The following is a 17,397-nucleotide window of genomic DNA, read 5'->3' as shown; positions in this document are numbered from 1 at the left end:
GGTGCCGGAAAAACTTTCGGACCACGATGTCCGAAACCCGGCACACTCATACACTTCGAGGCGGAATACTGCCTCACTTCATGCCCGGCAGCCCGGGCGCTGCCTAGATACTACGCACAAAGAGCGAGTCTGTTTACCCTCCACGAGCAAAAAATAAACCGGTCACTTACGGCTACCGCATCGCCGTTCGGCGAACAACTGGCAAACCCGCCTTCGACGGCTGCCGACGCAATCTCGATCAGCCGTGAACGGTGGCCGCGAGGTTGTCGGACGACCGCCGATCCACCCGCCGGCGCACCACCGCGACAACCACGCCGACCACCGTCACGAACACGACGGCCAGCTCCGGCCACGGCCCCAGAGCCGTCGCCGGAGTGGTCGAACTCCGTAGCGGAACCTCCGCGACAAGCGCTTCCGGCACGAACTGCGCACTTTCCTGCCGGACACTCCCGTCGGCGGCGATGATCGCACTGACGCCCGAGGTCGCGGCGACGACCAACGACCGTCCGTGTTCCACCGCCCGCACCCTGGACATCGCAAGTTGCTGGTAAGTCATTTCACTGTCACCGAAAGTCGCATTATTTGTCGGCACGGCCAGCAATTGCGCGCCCGACTGCATAGAATCCCGGAACGCCCGGTCGAAAGCTACTTCGTAACAGGTTGCTATACCGATTTCCGTACCTGAAGCCCGAATTGTTCCGTCACCGTTACCCGGCACGAAGTACCCGGCCTTGTCCGCATAGTCCGAAAAAAGCCGGAAAAATCCGCGCATCGGCAGGTATTCACCGAAAGGCTGTACTATTTTTTTGTCGTGCCGGTCGCCCGGACCGCCCTCTGCGGTCCAGACCATTACTGAATTGGTTGTGGTCCGGTCACCGTTCACCAGCACAGCACCCACCAGAATCGGCGCGGAGATCCGGCGCGCGGCCTCCGAGATCAACGCGGCGGCGTCGGGATTGCGCAACGGGTCGATATCGGAAGAGTTCTCGGGCCATACGACCACATCCGGGGCCGGAAACCGACCGGCCGCCACCTCATCGGCCAACTGTTCGGTCCGGCGGACATGATTGTCGAGCACGGCCCGGCGCTGAGCGTTGAAATCCAGGCCCAATCGCGGCACGCTGCCCTGGATCGCGGCCACCGTGATCGTGCTGTCACCTTCCAGCGGCCCCGGCAGCGCGGCCCGCAGACCGAGTCCGGCAAGCGGGAGCAGCAGGCACGTCAGCCCGGCTGCGACCGGAACGACCCAGCGCCCACGCGCCGTCGGGCCCGGCGCGCCGGAGACCCCCGGCTTCCGGCCCTTTCCGAGGCGGTCACGCCGGACCGCGAGCAGAACCGCCGCGGCGCAGGTACCGCTGAGTGCGACGGCGAAACTCACCAGGGGTGCACCACCCAGCATCGCCAGCGGCAGAAACCACCCGTCCGCCTGCCCGAAAGCCAACCGGCCCCACGGGAACCCGCCGAACGGAAAACTCGACCTACCCCATTCGGCCGCCGTCCAGGCGAACGCCAGCCATATCGGCCATCCGGGGAGCCGGCCGAGTACCCGCCCGAGCACCCCGAACAAACCCAGGTACACCGCACACACCGTGGACAGCGCGAGCCACGGCACGGGACCCACGTAGATCCCCGTCCAGGGCAGCAGCGGTAGGAAGAATCCCAGCCCGGCCAGGAAGCCGTAACCGAATCCGGAACGCAGCCCGGCCCCCGTACGCAGCACCAGGGTCAGCAGGGCGATACCGAGCGGCGCGAGGAACCACCAGGGCCGCGGCGGAAAACTGCCGAACAGCAGCAGTCCCGCCACTATCGCGGACAGCGACCGCGCCGCCACCGGATAGCGGGTGAGCCGATCGGACCACCGGCTCGCCGTCCTGTCACCCTGCTCCACAGCTGTATCCTGTCGTTCCATCGGATCCGGACCCCGCACATGTCCGAACCGCCGTAGTTCGGCGCGGTGTGAAATGTGGATCGGCCGCGACAACCGGTGAGAGGGATCGGGCTCGGTGTCCATCCGCCGACCCGCCGGCTGCCGCGGCGATCACGCGGCGTAGATCGTCGTTCCCCTGTGCACTGTTCGCAGACAACGTGGCAACTCGGCGTCCGGGGTCAGCGGCGGCAACCCCGGAACCCGGGACCGCGGATCGGTGGACCAGCGCTGCACAGTATCCGCGGGCGCGGCGACCACGAGATCATCGGCCTCCCACACCGCGTACGAGGCGGGCGCGCCGGGCACCAGAGTGCCGGCCATACCGTCACGGACGCCCCCCGCACGCCAGGCACCCCGGGTCGCGGCGGCAAAGGCGGCCCGGGGCGAGAGACCGTGCCCGGGTGTGCGGTGATGCACCGCGGCCCGGACCGCCGCCCACGGGTCGAGCGCCGTGACCGGGGCGTCCGACCCGATGGCCAGCGAGATCCCGGCTGCCGCCATGGCGGCGAACGGGTTGAGAGCGGCGGCACGCGTCGCACCGAGTCGTTCTGCGTACATTCCGCCCGGGCCGCCCCATTCCCGGTCGAACGCGGGCTGCACGCTGGCGATCAGCCCCCAGGTGGCCATCGCCTCGATATGGGAACTGTCGAGCAGTTCCGCGTGTTCGACGCGGTGTCCGCATGCCGCCACGGCCGGGCCGCCGAGGTCCGCCACGACCCGGCCGACCCCGGCCACCACCGCATCGACGGCCGCGTCACCGATGGCATGGAATCCGGCCTGGACACCGGCTTCGGTACAGGCCCGCACATGGTCGGCGATCTGCGCGGCGTCCAGATAGGAAACGCCGGTTCCGGGATCGTCCGAGTAGGGGTCACGCAGGCAGGCGGTATGCGATCCGAGGGATCCGTCGACGAAAAGATCGCCCCCCAGAGCGTGCGCGCCGAGGTCGTGCAGCAGCTCCTTCGCCTCGCCGGCCGTCCGCACCGGCTGTCCCCAATAGGCCCGCACCTGCACGCCGTGCTCGAAGGCGAGCAGCTCCCGCAGATCGGTCTCTCCTTCTATATCCGGCCCCGCGCATTCGTGAACCGCGACTACCCCGTGCGCGGCCGCGATATCCAGCGCCGTCCGGCGCGCGGCCGCGCGCTGTTCGCCGGTGAGCAGGGCACGTGCCGCCGCCCGCACCAGATGGTGGGCACCCGCCCGTACCGGTTCACCGGCCCGGTAACCGGCCGTACCGGTCAGGCCCGCGATCGTGTCGAGCAGCGCCGAGGATGCCACCGCCGAATGACTGTCGACGCGCGCCAGGTACACCGGCCGTCCGGGCTGCAACACCGAATCGATCTCCGCGACGGTCGGTGGCCGGCCTTCCGGCCAGCGCGTTTCGTCCCAGCCGTCGGCCAGTATCACCCCATCCGGATGCCGCGTGGCGAACGCACCCACCAGTTCCAGGCAGTGCGCCAGGGAGTTCGCCGCGGACAGATCCAGACCGGACCGCTGCAGGCCGAACGCGGTGGTGTGCAGATGGGGCTCGACGAACGCCGGGGTCACCAGCGCACCCGCGAGGTCGATGATCTCGGCATCGGGATGCAGTGCCCGGCCCACATGATCGGCGCCCAGCCAGACCACCACTCCGTCGGTGACCGCGAGCGCCGTGGCATCGGGTGCACTCGAACTGTAGATCCGACCTCCGACCAGCAGCTGCGTACTCACGGGGAACCAGTCTGCCGCACCCGCCCACACGGCGCGCGACCGGTCGCGCCTGTCCTCGGATCACCTGTGCTCCGCACCCGAATTACGCTGCCTACATGACCAACTCGCTCGGTGCGGTCGGCACCGCCGACTATGTCCTGCTCACCACGTTCCGCAAGGACGGCACCCCGGTACCGACCCCGCTGTGGGCGGTCGCCGAAGAGGGCAAGCTGTACGTCTGGACCGTGACCGACTCCTGGAAGGTCAAACGGCTGCGCCGCAACCCCGAGGTGACCCTGCAGCCCTGCGATTACAAAGGCACCCCGCGCGGCGAGGTCCTGCACGGCACCGGCCGGATACTCGACGCGACGGGCAGCGGGCACGTGCGCAAGCTGATCCGGCGTAAGTACCGGGTGTCGGGTCCACTGGTCGTATTCGGCAGTATTCTGCGCCGCGGGAAAGCGGGCACCGTCGGAATCGAACTCACGGTTCGGCCCGAGTCAACCGATCCTGAATAGCGGCCACCGCAAGCCGGCCGGTTCCGGCCCACCACCTGGCGCCGACCGGAACCAGTGAGCCGATGGTTTCCGGGCCGGTCAGCCTCGCGGGCCGGCGTCGAACCCCTCGGCGGAAACCGAACGCTTCTCCAACGCGACCGCGGACCGCGGGGGCTCATCGGTGTACCACTCGTCCACCACGACCCCGTCGACGATATCGGCGTCGACGACCGTCACCGACTGCCGCGGCATCGTCGCGGCGATCTTCGCGACCCGGCGGGCGGCGAGCCCGGCGAGTACCGGGCGGAACAGCGCACGAGTCGGCGGGAGGAGCATCAGCAAGCCCACAACGGAGGACACCAGGCCGGGGACGAACATGAGCACGCTGCCCAGGGCCACCAGCGCGCCGTCGGCGACCGCGGCACCCGGGGTGATCTCGCCGCGAGAGGCACGGCGGAACTGCTCCGATACCCGCCGCCACTGCGAGCCGAGCAGCAGCATCCCCGCGGCGGAGCTGGCGATGAGCAGCAGGATCGCCGGGACAGCGCCGAGCCAGGCGACGGCGGCGGCGAAGGTGGCGATCTCGACTACCAGGTAGGCGAGGAAACCGAGGACGGGCATGGGCGAACCTTTCGGGTCGGACTACCCATACAACGCACGAGATGTCCGATTTGCTCCCGGACCCTCATCCACCCGGCCGGACCAGCCCCGTTTCGTAGGCCAGCACCACCGCCTGTACCCGGTCCCGCAGGTCCAGTTTGGTCAGCACCCGGCCGACATGGGTTTTGACCGTCGCCTCGGAGAGGAACAGCCGCCCGGCGATCTCCGCGTTCGACCGGCCCGCGGCGATCTCCTCCAGGACTTCCCGCTCCCGCGCGGTGAGGACATCGAGGATCGCGGGGTCGCGGGAAGGAGCGGGTTGCTCGGCGATCAGGCGGTCGAGCAGGCGTTTGGTGACCTTCGGCGATACCACCGCGTCACCGGCCGCGACACTGCGGATGGCCGAGATCAGATCTTCCGGCGGGGTGTCCTTGAGCAGGAAACCGCTCGCCCCCGCCCGCAGCGCGCCCAGCGCGTGTTCGTCCAGATCGAAGGTCGTCATCACCAGGACCCGGGTGCCGTGGCCGGATTCGAGGATGCGGCCGGTGGCGGTGACCCCGTCGACCACCGGCATCCGCACATCCATCAGCACCACATCGGGTTTCAGATCGGCGGCCTGGCTGATCGCGGTCGAGCCGTTGTCGGCCTCGCCGACCACCTCGATATCGGGATGCGCGCCGAGCACCATCTTCAGACCTACACGCATCAGTTCCTGATCGTCGACAACGAGCACAGTGATCGGCACGGCCTCCAATGTAGTGGCGGCTGTGCGCTATTCCCCATCCGGTGATGCCAGCGGTATCCGCGCGTACACCCGCCAGATCCCCTCCGGCGTCCGCCCGGCTTCCAGGCTGCCCCCGAGCACCGCCATCCGTTCCCGCATTCCGGCCAGCCCGAGACCGCTACCCTCGATCCGGGCCTCCGGGTGTACCGGCACACCGCCGGAGTCGGTGACCTCGATCTCGACATCGTGAGAGTGCCGGTGCACCCGTACCCACGACTTCGGATGAGCGCCGGCATGCCGCAGGGTGTTGGTGAGTGCCTCCTGCACGATGCGGTGCACCCCGAGTCCGACTTCCGGCGCGAGCTCGTCCAGTTCCCCGGACAGTTCCAGCTCTACCGCCAGGCCCGCATCGCGCATCAGCTGCGCTACCTGGGCCAGCCCGGCGGTGCCGTACCGCGGCACCTGGTCGGTCGCGTGTTCGGTGCGCAGCAGCGCGACCGTGCGGCGGAGTTCGCGCAGCGCTTCCCGTCCGGTGCCGGCGATGGTGACCAGCGCCTGCTCGGTGGTTTCCGGGTCGGCGCGCAGCGCGTACCGGGCGCCGTCGGCCTGAACGATCATCACACTCACCGCGTGCGCGACCACATCGTGCAGTTCCCGGGCGATGCGGGTGCGCTCGGCCGAGACGGCGTCGTGCGCTCGGCGTTCCCGATCGGATTCGGCGACAGCGTGCCGGGCCGCTACTTCCGCGTCGTAAGCGCGGCGGGCACCCGCGAACTCGGCCAGCACCCAGCAGAAGGCAAAGTAGATCCCGACGAATGCCAGGTCACCGGTTTTGAAGCCGGTCAGCACCGCCATCCCGTAGACCGTATCCGCGACGAGCGCCAGCGCGTACCAGAGCCCCTCCCGGCGCCCGAGATAGGCGACCAGCGTGTACAGCATGATCCCGTGCCCGAGCAGCGCGGCGTGCACGGTGGGATCGCCGACGATGTAGCCGATCGTGCTGGCGCAGAACGAGAGCACCATGAAGGTCACGGCCATCGCCCGTGGATAGACCCGCCGCAATGCGATCGGCAGTGGGATCAGCACCGAGAACACCAGGAACGCGGCCGGATTCCCACTGTCGCGGGCGATGACCAGATCGAGGAACAGCAGCAGCAGCGCCAGCGTGGTGTCGGCGACGATCGGGTTGTCTCGGAGCCACAGACTGAATCGGCGCACGTGCCCAGCCTAATTCCGCGGCTGCGAGGTGAGCCGAGCGCAGCACACCGGCACCGCGGTCCGCGGGCCGTCTGGTTTGCTGTGCGAATGGATCCGACCGATTGGCTGGTGCTGCTCTCGGCCGCGACGGCTGCCGGCTGGGTCGACGCGGTGGTGGGCGGTGGCGGTTTGATCGTGCTGCCCACCCTGCTGCTGGTTTCTCCCGGTATCGCGCCGCAGACCGCGCTGGGTACCAACAAACTGGCCGCGGTCGCCGGCACCGCGACCGCGACGGTCACGTTCGCCCGCAAGGTTCCGCTGCGGTGGCGGTTGCTGATCCCCGCCGCGACCTTGGCGGCAGTCACCGCGGCGGCCGGCGCGGCAGCGGTATCACTCATCGACCGCGACCTGTTCATTCCGATCGTGCTCGTGGTGCTGGTGGGGGTGGCGGTTTTCGTCACGGCACGGCCGTCGATCGGGATCACCCTGGCCACCCATCCCCCGTCGCGCCGCAAGGTCGTGCTGGTCGTGGCACTGGCGGCCGGTCTGATCGGCGCCTATGACGGCCTGCTGGGGCCCGGTACCGGCACCTTCCTCATCATCACGTTCGCGACCCTGCTGGGTACGGAATTCGTGCGGGCGGCCGCTATGGCCAAGGTGATCAACTGCGGGTCCAATATCGGCGCGCTCGCCTTCTTCGGCCTCACCGGGCATGTGCTGTGGGCGCTGGGCGCGGCCATGGCCGTCGCCAATATCGCCGGGGCGGTGGTGGGCTCGCGGATGGCGCTGGCCCGGGGCGCGGAGTTCGTGCGCGTGGTGCTGCTCGTGGTCGTGGTGGCGATGGTGATCCGGCTGGGCTGGCAGCAGTTCGGCTGATCCCCGCCGGCCGACTCACCCGGAATCGCCCGTGGCGGACTAAGTTGGTCGGGGTGAGCATGGCGACGTCCACCGAACCCGGCGGGCAACCTCCCGGGCACGATATCGATCCCGAATTCGCGGATCTACCGCTGAAGACGCTGGCCGACGCGGCCCTGACCGCGGCGCGCGCGGCCGGCGCCGAACACGCCGATCTGCGAGTACACCGGTTGTGTACGCAGTCGATCCGGTTGCGCGACGGCGGGGTGGAGGCGCTGACCGATACCGTCGAACTGGGGTTCGCGGTCCGGGTCATCGTCGACGGCACCTGGGGTTTCGCGTCACACGCCGCACTGAACCCGGAGACGGCGGCCGAGGTCGCGCGTTCCGCGGTGGCCGTGGCCACGAGCCTGCGGGCGCTGAACCGGGAACGTGTCGAACTGGCGGCCGAACCCCGCTACGACAACGCCCGCTGGGTATCGGATTATCTGATCGACCCGTTCACGATCCCCGCCGCCGACAAAGTGGCCTTGCTACAGGACTATTCGGGCCGGCTCTCGGCTGCCGACGGCGTCGATCATGTCACCGCGACTCTGCTGCAGGTCAAGGAACAGACCTATTACGCCGACACCGCGGGGTCGGCGATCATCCAGCAGCGGGTGCGGCTGCAACCGCAACTGGAGGCGATCACCGTCGATACCGCCTCGGGCGTTTTCGAGAGCATGCGTACGCTGGCGCCGCCGGTCGGGCGGGGCTGGGAGTACGTCACCGGCGCCGACGGCGTGTGGGACTGGAACAACGAACTCACCCGGATACCGGAATGGCTGGCCGAGAAGGTGAAGGCACCGAGCGTGGCGCCCGGCCCGACGGATCTGGTGATCGACCCCACCAACCTGTGGCTCACCATCCACGAGTCCATCGGTCACGCCACCGAATACGACCGCGCCATCGGCTACGAATCCGCCTATGCCGGAACCTCGTTCGCGACCCCGGATCTCCTCGGCACCCTCCGGTACGGGACCCCCGTCATGCACGTCACCGCCGACCGCGTGCAGCGGCACGGTCTGGCGACCGTCGGGTACGACGACGACGGGGTGGCCGGGCAGCGCTGGGATCTGGTGCGCGACGGCGTCCTGGTGGGGTATCAGCTGGACCGGGTGTTCGCGCCCCGGCTCGGTCTCGGCCGTTCCAACGGCTGCTCCTATGCCGACTCCCCGCACCACGTCCCCATCCAGCGGATGGCCAATGTGTCGCTGCAACCGGACCCCGCGGCCGATACCAGCACCGCGGAGCTGATCTCGCGGGTCTCCGACGGTATCTATATCGTCGGCGACAAGAGCTGGTCGATCGATATGCAGCGCTACAACTTCCAGTTCACCGGCCAGCGATTCTTCCGGATCCGCGACGGTGAACTCGCCGGACAGTTGCGCGATGTGGCCTATCAGGCGACCACCACGGATTTCTGGGGTTCGATGGAAGCCGTCGGCGGCCCGTCCACCTGGCAGCTGGGCGGGGCGTTCAACTGCGGGAAAGCGCAGCCCGGACAGGTCGCGGCGGTCAGTCACGGCTGCCCGTCGGTGCTCGTGCGCGGCGTGAATGTGCTCAACACCCGGACGGAAGCGGGGCAATGATGACAGCGACGGGTGCGGGCGTGCTGCCCGCGAGTGCGGTGGTCGAGCGGGCACTCGGGTTGTCCCGGGCCGATGAGGCCGTGGTGATCGTCACCGACGAATACGATGCGTCGCTGCGCTGGGCCGGTAACTCTATGACCACCAACGGCGCCTCGGTCGCGCGGCGGTGGTCGGTGGTGTCGGTACTGCGCGAGGGGCCCCGGTCCGCGCGGGTCGGCAGTGTCGCTTCGACCAGTGTCGACCCCGCCGATATCGAAGCCGTTGTCCGGGCGAGCGAGGATGCCGCCGCGGCCGCCGAACCGGCCCGCGACGCGATGCCGCTCCTGGACGCGCAGACGGTCGCGGTGGCGCCGGATTGGGAGCAGGCGGCCGCCACCACCGGTATCGAGGTGTTCTCCGGGCTGGTCGCCGATCTGTCCACCGGTTTCGACGGTGCCGACCGTCTCTACGGTTTCGCGCATCACCAGGTGCACACCACCTGGCTCGGCACCTCCACCGGCGTCCGGCGCCGCTACACCCAGCCCACCGGATCGGTGGAGATCAACGGTAAACGCGGAGAGGGCACGGAACTGTCCAGCGCCTGGGTGGGCGCGGGAACCACGGATTTCACCGATGTGGACATTCCCGGACTGCTCGCCGAAGTCTCCCGGCGTCTCGATTGGTCCGCGCGCCGGGTCGACCTGCCCGCCGGACGCTACGAAACCCTGCTGCCACCGTCGACCGTCGCCGATCTGCTGATCTATATGTACTGGTCGATGGAGGGCCGGGCCGCACAGGAGGGCCATACGGCGTTCTCCGCCCCGGGCGGCACCCGGATCGGGGAGAAACTCACCGATATCCCGCTGACCCTGTCCTCCGACCCCACCGCGCCCGGACTCGAATGCCTGCCGTTCGTGGCGACCCAGGCCTCCTCGGAGACGGTATCCGTCTTCGACAACGGTATGCCCGCCCAGCGGGTCGACTGGCTGCGCGACGGGACCATCGCCGATCTGGCGTATCCGCGCGCCACCGCGGCCGATTACGGCGTCTCGCCCACAGTCCCGGTGCAGAACCTACTGCTCACCGGCGGTTCTTCGGCCACTCTCGACGAGATGATCGCCCGCACCGAACGCGGCCTGCTGCTCACCACCCTCTGGTATATCCGCGAAGTCGACCCCGCCACCCTGCTGCTCACCGGCCTCACCCGCGACGGTGTGTTCCTGGTGGAGGACGGTGCGGTCACCGCCGCGGTGAACAACTTCCGGTTCAACGAGAGCCCCCTGGATCTGCTGCGCAGGATCGGTGAAGCCGGTGCGACCGAACAGACGCTGCCCCGCGAGTGGAAGGACTGGTTCACCCGCACAGCCATGCCGCCGCTGCGGATCCCGGACTTCCATATGTCCTCGGTGAGCCGAGCGACCTGATTCCCGCTCAGACCACGGTGAGTATCCGCGGTCCGTCCGGGGTGATCGCGATGGTGTGTTCGGAGTGCGCTGTTCGCGATCCGTCCGCCGAGCGGATGGTCCAGCCGTCCGGGTCGGTGACGATCCGGTCGGTGGTTTTGGCGAACCACGGTTCCACCGCGATGGTCAGCCCCGGGCGGAGTGGGAAACCGCGCCCCGGTTTCCCGTGGTTGGCGATGTGCGGATCCTCGTGCATGGTCCGCCCGAGCCCGTGACCACCGAATTCGGTGTTCACCGGATAGCCGTGGGAGCGGGCCACCGCCGAGATCGCCGCCGAAATATCGCCGACCCGGTTTCCCGGCTGGGCCGCCTCGATCGCCGACGCGAGCGCCTCTTCGGTGGCACGGACCAGGCGCTGGTCCTCGGGGTCGGGTGTGCCGACGATCACGGTGGTGGCGGCATCGGCGACCCAGCCGTCGATACTCAATGCCAGATCCATGGTCAGCACGTCGCCGTCGCATAATGCGTAGTCGAAGGGCAGCCCGTGCAGTACGGCGTCGTTCACCGACAGGCAGACCGTATTGCGGAACGGTCCGCGCCCGAACGACGGCGCGTAGCCCCAGTAGCACGACTGCGCGCCCCGCCGCCGGATCTTCTCCCGCACAATCATTTCCAGCTCGAGCAGGTTCACCCCCACTGCGGCCTTCTCCCGTAGTTCCGCCAGGATCTCGGCCACGAACGCCCCGGCGATACGCATCCGCTCGATCTCGCCGGGCGTTTTCAGTTCGACCATCACAACCTCCACCAGTAACCGGTATTTCAATACCATTCTTGCGGTACTTTAATACCACTCTTAAGCTGGGGCCCATGGTCCGCCTCCCCCTGACCCCCGCCCAGATCGAATCCGGCCGCCGCCTCGGCATCCGGATCCGGGCCGCCCGCGCCGACCGGGACCTCGCCGAGGTCGCCCGTTCGGCCGGTATCTCGCCGGAAACCCTCCGCAAGATCGAAACCGGGCGCCTGCCCTCGCCCAGCTTCGGCACGGTCGTCTCGCTGAGCCGCGCACTCGCGCTCCCCCTGGACGATCTCGCCGAGATCTGGACCACGGACAAACTCGCCGAATCCGCCTGATCGACCCCCGACGAGATTCCGGCGGCTGCCGCCCGGACATATCGGCGCGGTTCACCGCCCCGCCGGAATACGAAGAGGTCAGGCGACTCGGAATGCCCGGCGGTAGGCACCTGGAGTAGTGCCGAGGTGTGCGCGGAAGCGGCGGCGCAGATTGACCGACGAGGTGAGGCCGACACGGACGGCTATCGCCTCCACCGGGAGATCTGTGTCCTCGAGCAGGGTGCGCGCCTCGGCCACCCGGCGAGCCAGCAGCCACGCACCAGGACTGGTGCCCAGGCGGTCCGCGAAGCGGCGCGCCAGCGTGCGCGGCGAAATACTGAGATACGCGGCCATATCCCCCACCGACAAGGGCGTCTCCAGACGTTCACCCGCCCAGTCGAGAAGACCGTCGAGCGCGTCCACGGGTAGTTGGGGTGGCGCGAACTGCGCCTGACCGCCCTCGCGATGCGGCGGCATGACCATATGCCGCGCGACGAGAGCAGCGTGTGCCGCGCCATGATCCTGCCGGACGAGATGCAGGCACAGATCGATACCGGCGCCCGCACCGGCACTGGTGGCGACATCGCCGTGATCGACATAGAGCACGTCCGGCTCCACCCGCACCCGCGGGAACTCCCGGGCCAGCTGCGCGGCACGCGCCCAGTGCGTGGTGGCCGACCGTCCGTCCAGTAACCCCGTGCGGGCCAGCGCGAACACTCCGGAGCAGATCGTGACCAGTCGCGCCCCACGATCGTGCGCCCGTAGCAGCGCACGACGTACCTCGGCCGACAGCGGCGCCTCCACCGGAGACCAGCCGGGGATGAGAACAGTATCCGCCCGCGAGAGCTCCGCGAGGCCCCGTGTCACCGTTATCGCGTACCCGGCCGACGTCGGAACCTGACCGGGCCGCTCCGCACACACCTCGAATTCGTAGTACTGCGGCACCCCGTCCCGACACGTGCCGAACACCTCGACGGCACAGCCGAGTTCGAATGTCGACTGCACCGGCCGCACGAGCGCCACTACGCGATGCATGGCAGAAATGTACCCCATAGTGTCCAACCGGACCCTTCCCGGACATCGCCCCGCACGGCACCGTGGGACATATGCACCCCGAGATCCTCACCCAGGACGGATACACCTCCGCCGCCGTTTCCGAGTCCCCGTCCCGCGAGCTCTTCCCAGGTATCCGGCTTCGACCACTGTGGAAGGCCCCGACCGGCGCGCACGCCAACGTGCTGGAGATGGATCCCGGCACATCGTGGCCACGCCGCGATATCCACGAACCCGGTCCGGAGGAGGTCTACGTGGTCACGGGCATATTCAACGACGGCGCACGCGACTATCCGGCGGGCACCTTCCTGCACGCACCCGCCGGGTCATGGCATATCCCCGCCACCACGACCGGCTGCACGCTGTTCCTCTTCTACCCCGAGGGCTGAGCGGCCCACTGCCGCGGTGCACATTGCCGTTGCGCCGCGGCGTATGGGGCTCGATACGTCCCGACGCGGGTCAGCTCACAACGCTCCACCCGCATCGACCATCTGCGTGGTCCCAGTGACGTAACGCGCGGCGTCCGAAACCAGGTGCAGGACCGTATCGGTGATGTCCTCCGGCTCCACTGCCGCGACCGGGAGACGGTTGAGGGTCCGGGCGGCCTCCTCGAAGTCGGCGCGGGTCGGATTCTCCAGATCCGGACGGAACAACCGGTAGGTCGCGTCGTTGAGAATCATCGGGGTGGCCACCGTGGACGGGTGCACCGTGTTGACCCGGATACTGTGCGGGGCCAGTTCCTTGGCCAGCACCTTCATCAGCGCCACCAGGCCGGCCTTGGATGCCGAGTAGTGCGCGGTGTTCTCGTTGGAGTGAACTGCCGCAAGAGAGCTGGTGATCACGACGGCACCGCCGCGGCCACCGTCGATCACGTGCGGAACGGCCGACTTCAGCGTTTTCCACACCCCGGTGAGATTGATATCGATCATGTCCTGCCAGGTATCCTCGCTCATTTCGAGCGTCGGGGCGGGACTCGAGATACCGGCGTTGGCGACCACGATATCGAGCCGCCCGAACGCGTTCACACCGTCGGATACCGCGGCCGCCAGGGCCGCGTAATCGCGGACATCGGCATCGCGGGCAACGATCCGGCGACCGGTGGCTTCGACCAGGCGGGCGGTTTCGGCGAGATCGTCGGCGTCGGCCAGTGCATAGGGAACACTCTCGACTTTCGCCGTGGTGTCGACGGCGATGATATCGGCGCCTTCCCGGGCGAAACCGACCGCGTGGCTACGACCCTGCCCCCGCCCGGCGCCGGTGATGAATGCGACCTTGCCGTCCAGTTTGCCCATGAATTACTCCGTATCCGCAGTGAATGATCCGCCGCCCAGTATCAGCGAGAATATGACACCAACTGCCAAAAGTCGACCGTCGAACCGACGGTGGGAACACGTTGGTCCGGACCGATCTCCGGATATGTCCTATGATTTCGATGTCCCGCAGCGCCGCGGTACCCGGCCGATTCTCACCAGGACCGACGACTCGTTTCAATGCCGTTGTCCGCCGACCTGCCTGGAGCAAGCCATGACCACCCCGCCGGATCCCGGGCGCGCGAAAACCTCATCCGGACCAGGCGATGAACATCGCATCGCCCTTTACACACCCGAGTTTGCTGCCCACCCCCACCGCGCCTATCGCGAAATGCGCGAGCACTACGGCTCCTTGGTACCGGTGGAACTGGCACCCGGAGTTCCCGCCACCCTGGTGATCGGATACCGCACCGCGTTACGAATCCTCAACGACCCCGATCGTTTTCCCGCCGACCCCCGCGCCTGGGAGCAGACCGTCGCCGAGGACTGCCCGGTGCTGCCGGTCCTGCAGTGGCGGCCGAACGCACCGCGCAGCGCGGGTAGGGAGCACGCCCGCTACCGCGGAGCGACCACCGCGGCCCTCGACGGTGTCGACCTGCATGCCGCGCGCCGCACCGTGGAGCAGTTCGCGGTGCCACTGATCAACAAGTTCTGTTCGTCGGGTTCGGCCGATCTGGTCCGCGAGTACGCGTTTCCGCTCACCTTCGAAGTCATCAACGCGATGCTCGGCTGCCCGCCGGAGATCAGTGAACGGGCCGCCGCCGCGACCGCCGCGATCTTCGACGGTGTCCACGCCGAAGAAGGCAACCGGATGTTCGGCGAGGCAGTCCACGACCTCGTGGACTCCAAACGCAGCGCACCGGGCGACGACATCACCACCCGGCTCCTGCACGACCCCGCCGGGTTCGACGAAGCGGAGATGCTGCATCAGGTCATCGCGCTGTACGGGGTCGGTATGGGGCCTATGCAGAGCCTGATCATCAACGCCCTGCGCCTCATGCTGACCGACAACAGATTCGCCGACGATATGCTCGGCGGCGCCGTCTCGACCCGGGACGCATTGGACGATGTCCTGTTCGACGATCCCCCGCTCCCGAACGCCAGCGTCACCTACCCCCGGCAGCCGGTGTTGATCGAGAATGCCTGGCTCCCCGCCCATCAGCCCGTGGTGATCAGCCTCGCCGGCTGTAACAACGACCCGGAGATCCGCACCGGCAACCACACCGGAAACCGCGCGCACCTGGCCTGGGGCGCCGGACCGCACGCCTGCCCGGCCCAGCACACCGCGTATGTGGTCGCCCAGGAGGCCATCGATCAGCTCCTCGACGCCCTGCCCGAGATCCGGCTGGCGATACCCGGCGAGGAACTGGCCTGGCGCCCTGGTCCGCTGCACCGCACCCTCGCCACACTTCCGGTCACCTTCCCGCCCTCCCCACCACTGCATCTCCCCTGACCGGTCACTCGACGGTGAGCACGTCGTCGAGCGTGACCAGGGAAAGCTTCCGTTCCCGGATGATGTCCACCAGCTGCCCGTAGCAGCGGGTGACCGGCGGGAAATTGGCGTGCCCGATCACGATCGCCTGCGGGTTGAAATATTTGTGCGCGCATTCGAGCAAGTATTGCTCGGTGATGAGCCCGGAATCCGACAGCGAGCCATACCACATCACCGGCACGCGGTAGCCGAGGTCGGCCGCGATACGGTCCACTGTGGCATTGCGCCGGCCGAACGGCGGGCGGTAGTAGGGCATACCGTCGACACCGAACGTATTGCGCAGAAACAACTTACAGCGCGACAGATCATCGGCGACGGCCAGCTCGGGCAGGGCGGTGAGGTCGGCGTGGTCCCACGTGTGGTTGGCGAGCTGGATCTGCCCGGATTCCACCAGCGGGCGCAGTTCGTCGCGATGTTCGGTCCACGACTGGTAGTAGGCGGTGACGAAGAAGGTGAACCGGGCGCCGGTATCTTTCGCGAATTTTATGTAGGCCCCGACCACCTCGGCGCTCGCCCCGTCGTCCACGGTGAGCGCCATACTGCTGCCGGGTCCGGGCAGCGCGGTGATGGCGGCGGGCGGGATCGACGTCTTCGGCCCGCCGGGTGGCGGAAGCAGCGCCGGTTGGACCGGCTCCGGCCCGGCCGCCGCAGGCTTTTCCGGCGTGTCCACGGCGACCGGGTCACCTTGGGCCGCACTACAGCCGGTCAGCGCCATCGCTGTCCCCGCGGCCATCATCGACAACATCGAACGCCTGTCCACAGCCACCCCGATCACATCGAATCGCGCTACCGGAAAGACACAATGACGTGCTGATATGCGTTCGGGAGACTCTACCGGCGTACGCGCGGAACCTCGTGAATCGCCACGCGGAAATCCGTGGGCACACCCATTTCCTTTGTGCCGACCGCGGTTCGCCGGGCCGTGCCCGGCCTAGGGGATCGTGCCGAGGGTTATCCGGCGCGGATCAGCCGGCGAGCCGGAGCCGAGCCAGGACCGCCCGATGGTCGGTACCCGGGACGGTGATCGTCCTGATCCGGTCGGTGGTACCGCCGGACACCAGGATGTGGTCGATTCCGATCAGCGGACCCCACGATTTATCCGCCGGGTACGTGAGCAGGCGACCCGCACCCGCCTGTTCCGCGGCGGCATCGAAACTACCGCTCACGAGGGCACGGAACGCGGCGTGATCGCTCGTCGCGTTGAAATCGGCTCCCACCACCGCCGGCCCGTCGGTTTCCCGGAGAATTTCGCCGACAGTGCGCATTTCGTTCGCCCAGACGGCGTGGTCGGCTGTCGGCGGGATCGGGTGGAACGCGTACACCGAAACCGGACCGAGTACCGGGTGTTCGAGGGTCGCGGAGAGATTTCGCAGGGTGAATCCTTCGTGCTTCACCTGATCGGACAGCGGGAAGCGGCTGTAGATTCCGGTCCCGCCACCACCGAGCCCCGGTTCCAGGTAGTGGTGCGGAAACAATTCATCTATTCCGGCGGCGGTCAGCTTCTCCACCGCCGACGGGGTGAGTTCGTCGACGGTGAGCACATCGGCCCGCCCGTCCCGGGCCGCGGCCACGACCGCCGCCGTATCCGCCCCGCCGAACAACAGGTTCGATTGCAGGATCGTGAACTCGGTCCCGGTCGCGGCGCGGCTGTCGGGAACGTACAGCGGAAACTGGGTCCACAACACCCCGGCGAGCACGATCCCGGCGGCCACCGCACTGCGCCAGCCGCGGGCCAGCAGGAACAGCAGCAGCGCGGCGAGCGCGCCCAGCATCAGGTATGTCGCGCCCGAGGCCAGCAGAATGAGCTCCCGTCGCTGCCAACCACCGAAATACAGGGCGATACCGATCGCCCCGGCGATCAGCGCACACCACCCCGCGCCGAGCAGTACCCGGCGAACAAAACTGTGCGTCATAGTCGTCAACCTATCCG

17 protein-coding genes are annotated in these 17,397 nt (G+C 68.1%); 7 read left to right on the top strand and 10 right to left on the bottom strand.

The features are described 5' to 3' along the window. Positions 1–238: 238 nt before the first annotated feature. Together lnt and ABZ827_RS02175 are read right to left on the bottom strand one after the other, a co-directional pair. Positions 239–1,831, bottom strand: coding sequence for an apolipoprotein N-acyltransferase (gene lnt, locus ABZ827_RS02180; protein ID WP_357234383.1), 1,593 nt, complete (start codon positions 1,829–1,831; stop codon positions 239–241). 207 nt (positions 1,832–2,038) lie between these two features. Beyond that, on the bottom strand, positions 2,039–3,637 hold the full coding sequence (locus ABZ827_RS02175) for an amidohydrolase family protein (protein WP_357231561.1): 1,599 nt from the start codon (positions 3,635–3,637) through the stop codon (positions 2,039–2,041). A 95-nt stretch (positions 3,638–3,732) separates the two neighbouring features. Between ABZ827_RS02175 and ABZ827_RS02170 the strand changes: the two genes are divergently transcribed. Further along, positions 3,733–4,134, top strand: coding sequence for a PPOX class F420-dependent oxidoreductase (locus ABZ827_RS02170; RefSeq protein ID WP_357231558.1), 402 nt, complete (start codon positions 3,733–3,735; stop codon positions 4,132–4,134). A 78-nt stretch (positions 4,135–4,212) separates the two neighbouring features. On the opposite strand, the gene ABZ827_RS02165 is transcribed toward ABZ827_RS02170, so the two are convergent. From ABZ827_RS02165 to ABZ827_RS02155, 3 genes are all read right to left on the bottom strand, one after another. After that, positions 4,213–4,734 carry an FxsA family protein gene (locus ABZ827_RS02165; protein WP_357231555.1) on the bottom strand — a complete coding sequence of 174 codons (522 nt, stop codon included), beginning with the start codon at positions 4,732–4,734 and terminating at the stop codon, positions 4,213–4,215. Between the two features lie 64 nt (positions 4,735–4,798). Next, positions 4,799–5,458, bottom strand: a complete 660-nt coding sequence (locus ABZ827_RS02160) for a response regulator transcription factor (protein WP_357231552.1) — start codon at positions 5,456–5,458, stop codon at positions 4,799–4,801. A gap of 27 nt (positions 5,459–5,485) precedes the next feature. After that, positions 5,486–6,655, bottom strand: coding sequence for a histidine kinase (locus ABZ827_RS02155; protein ID WP_357231550.1), 1,170 nt, complete (start codon positions 6,653–6,655; stop codon positions 5,486–5,488). A gap of 87 nt (positions 6,656–6,742) precedes the next feature. On the opposite strand from ABZ827_RS02155, the gene ABZ827_RS02150 reads away from it, so the two are divergent. Genes ABZ827_RS02150 through ABZ827_RS02140 form a run of 3 tightly spaced genes read left to right on the top strand, consistent with a single transcriptional unit; the run spans position 6,743 to position 10,523 of the window. Continuing rightward, positions 6,743–7,510, top strand: coding sequence for a TSUP family transporter (locus ABZ827_RS02150; RefSeq protein ID WP_357231547.1), 768 nt, complete (start codon positions 6,743–6,745; stop codon positions 7,508–7,510). 59 nt (positions 7,511–7,569) lie between these two features. Then, positions 7,570–9,120, top strand: a complete 1,551-nt coding sequence (locus ABZ827_RS02145; protein WP_357234381.1) for a TldD/PmbA family protein — start codon at positions 7,570–7,572, stop codon at positions 9,118–9,120. Next, positions 9,117–10,523 (top strand): metallopeptidase TldD-related protein, encoded by a 1,407-nt coding sequence (locus ABZ827_RS02140; protein ID WP_357231544.1) that lies wholly within the window; start codon positions 9,117–9,119, stop codon positions 10,521–10,523. The genes ABZ827_RS02145 and ABZ827_RS02140 overlap by 4 nt, the downstream gene beginning before the upstream one ends. Positions 10,524–10,530: 7 nt before the next feature. Here the strand turns inward: ABZ827_RS02140 and map are convergent, their stop codons facing one another. Further along, positions 10,531–11,295, bottom strand: a complete 765-nt coding sequence (map, locus tag ABZ827_RS02135) for a type I methionyl aminopeptidase (RefSeq protein ID WP_357231541.1) — start codon at positions 11,293–11,295, stop codon at positions 10,531–10,533. Positions 11,296–11,369: 74 nt separating this feature from the next. Here map and ABZ827_RS02130 point away from each other — a divergent pair, with 74 nt between their 5' ends. Further along, positions 11,370–11,633, top strand: a complete 264-nt coding sequence (locus ABZ827_RS02130) for a helix-turn-helix transcriptional regulator (RefSeq protein WP_357231538.1) — start codon at positions 11,370–11,372, stop codon at positions 11,631–11,633. 78 nt (positions 11,634–11,711) lie between these two features. Here the strand turns inward: ABZ827_RS02130 and ABZ827_RS02125 are convergent, their stop codons facing one another. Next, positions 11,712–12,647, bottom strand: coding sequence for a helix-turn-helix domain-containing protein (locus ABZ827_RS02125; protein ID WP_357231535.1), 936 nt, complete (start codon positions 12,645–12,647; stop codon positions 11,712–11,714). Positions 12,648–12,718: 71 nt separating this feature from the next. Here ABZ827_RS02125 and ABZ827_RS02120 point away from each other — a divergent pair, with 71 nt between their 5' ends. Next, on the top strand, positions 12,719–13,054 hold the full coding sequence (locus ABZ827_RS02120) for a cupin domain-containing protein (RefSeq protein ID WP_357231532.1): 336 nt from the start codon (positions 12,719–12,721) through the stop codon (positions 13,052–13,054). Between the two features lie 75 nt (positions 13,055–13,129). Here the strand turns inward: ABZ827_RS02120 and ABZ827_RS02115 are convergent, their stop codons facing one another. Continuing rightward, on the bottom strand, positions 13,130–13,957 hold the full coding sequence (locus tag ABZ827_RS02115) for a mycofactocin-coupled SDR family oxidoreductase (RefSeq protein WP_357231529.1): 828 nt from the start codon (positions 13,955–13,957) through the stop codon (positions 13,130–13,132). A gap of 232 nt (positions 13,958–14,189) precedes the next feature. Here ABZ827_RS02115 and ABZ827_RS02110 point away from each other — a divergent pair, with 232 nt between their 5' ends. Continuing rightward, positions 14,190–15,428, top strand: a complete 1,239-nt coding sequence (locus ABZ827_RS02110) for a cytochrome P450 (protein ID WP_357231526.1) — start codon at positions 14,190–14,192, stop codon at positions 15,426–15,428. 4 nt (positions 15,429–15,432) lie between these two features. On the opposite strand, the gene ABZ827_RS02105 is transcribed toward ABZ827_RS02110, so the two are convergent. Together ABZ827_RS02105 and ABZ827_RS02100 are read right to left on the bottom strand one after the other, a co-directional pair. Next, positions 15,433–16,212, bottom strand: coding sequence for a polysaccharide deacetylase family protein (locus ABZ827_RS02105; RefSeq protein WP_357234378.1), 780 nt, complete (start codon positions 16,210–16,212; stop codon positions 15,433–15,435). Positions 16,213–16,432: 220 nt separating this feature from the next. Then, positions 16,433–17,380, bottom strand: coding sequence for an endonuclease/exonuclease/phosphatase family protein (locus ABZ827_RS02100; RefSeq protein WP_357231523.1), 948 nt, complete (start codon positions 17,378–17,380; stop codon positions 16,433–16,435). Positions 17,381–17,397: the final 17 nt, after the last annotated feature.

It is taken from the genome of Nocardia sp. NPDC019395, from assembly GCF_040632335.1.
Classification (GTDB): domain Bacteria; phylum Actinomycetota; class Actinomycetes; order Mycobacteriales; family Mycobacteriaceae; genus Nocardia.
This window is presented reverse-complemented; position numbering and strand designations above follow the sequence as displayed.

Bases quoted from the DNA above. Each gene is read 5' to 3' on its own strand.
- ABZ827_RS02170 (WP_357231558.1), top strand. From the start codon at position 3,733: ATGACCAACTCGCTCGGTGCGGTCGGCACCGCCGACTATGTCCTGCTC.
- ABZ827_RS02165 (WP_357231555.1), bottom strand. From the start codon at position 4,734: ATGCCCGTCCTCGGTTTCCTCGCCTACCTGGTAGTCGAGATCGCCACC.
- ABZ827_RS02150 (WP_357231547.1), top strand. From the start codon at position 6,743: ATGGATCCGACCGATTGGCTGGTGCTGCTCTCGGCCGCGACGGCTGCC.
- ABZ827_RS02145 (WP_357234381.1), top strand. From the start codon at position 7,570: ATGGCGACGTCCACCGAACCCGGCGGGCAACCTCCCGGGCACGATATC.
- ABZ827_RS02140 (WP_357231544.1), top strand. From the start codon at position 9,117: ATGATGACAGCGACGGGTGCGGGCGTGCTGCCCGCGAGTGCGGTGGTC.
- map (WP_357231541.1), bottom strand. From the start codon at position 11,295: ATGGTCGAACTGAAAACGCCCGGCGAGATCGAGCGGATGCGTATCGCC.
- ABZ827_RS02130 (WP_357231538.1), top strand. From the start codon at position 11,370: ATGGTCCGCCTCCCCCTGACCCCCGCCCAGATCGAATCCGGCCGCCGC.
- ABZ827_RS02125 (WP_357231535.1), bottom strand. From the start codon at position 12,647: ATGCATCGCGTAGTGGCGCTCGTGCGGCCGGTGCAGTCGACATTCGAA.
- ABZ827_RS02120 (WP_357231532.1), top strand. From the start codon at position 12,719: ATGCACCCCGAGATCCTCACCCAGGACGGATACACCTCCGCCGCCGTT.
- ABZ827_RS02115 (WP_357231529.1), bottom strand. From the start codon at position 13,957: ATGGGCAAACTGGACGGCAAGGTCGCATTCATCACCGGCGCCGGGCGG.
- ABZ827_RS02110 (WP_357231526.1), top strand. From the start codon at position 14,190: ATGACCACCCCGCCGGATCCCGGGCGCGCGAAAACCTCATCCGGACCA.
- ABZ827_RS02105 (WP_357234378.1), bottom strand. From the start codon at position 16,212: ATGTTGTCGATGATGGCCGCGGGGACAGCGATGGCGCTGACCGGCTGT.
- ABZ827_RS02100 (WP_357231523.1), bottom strand. From the start codon at position 17,380: ATGACGCACAGTTTTGTTCGCCGGGTACTGCTCGGCGCGGGGTGGTGT.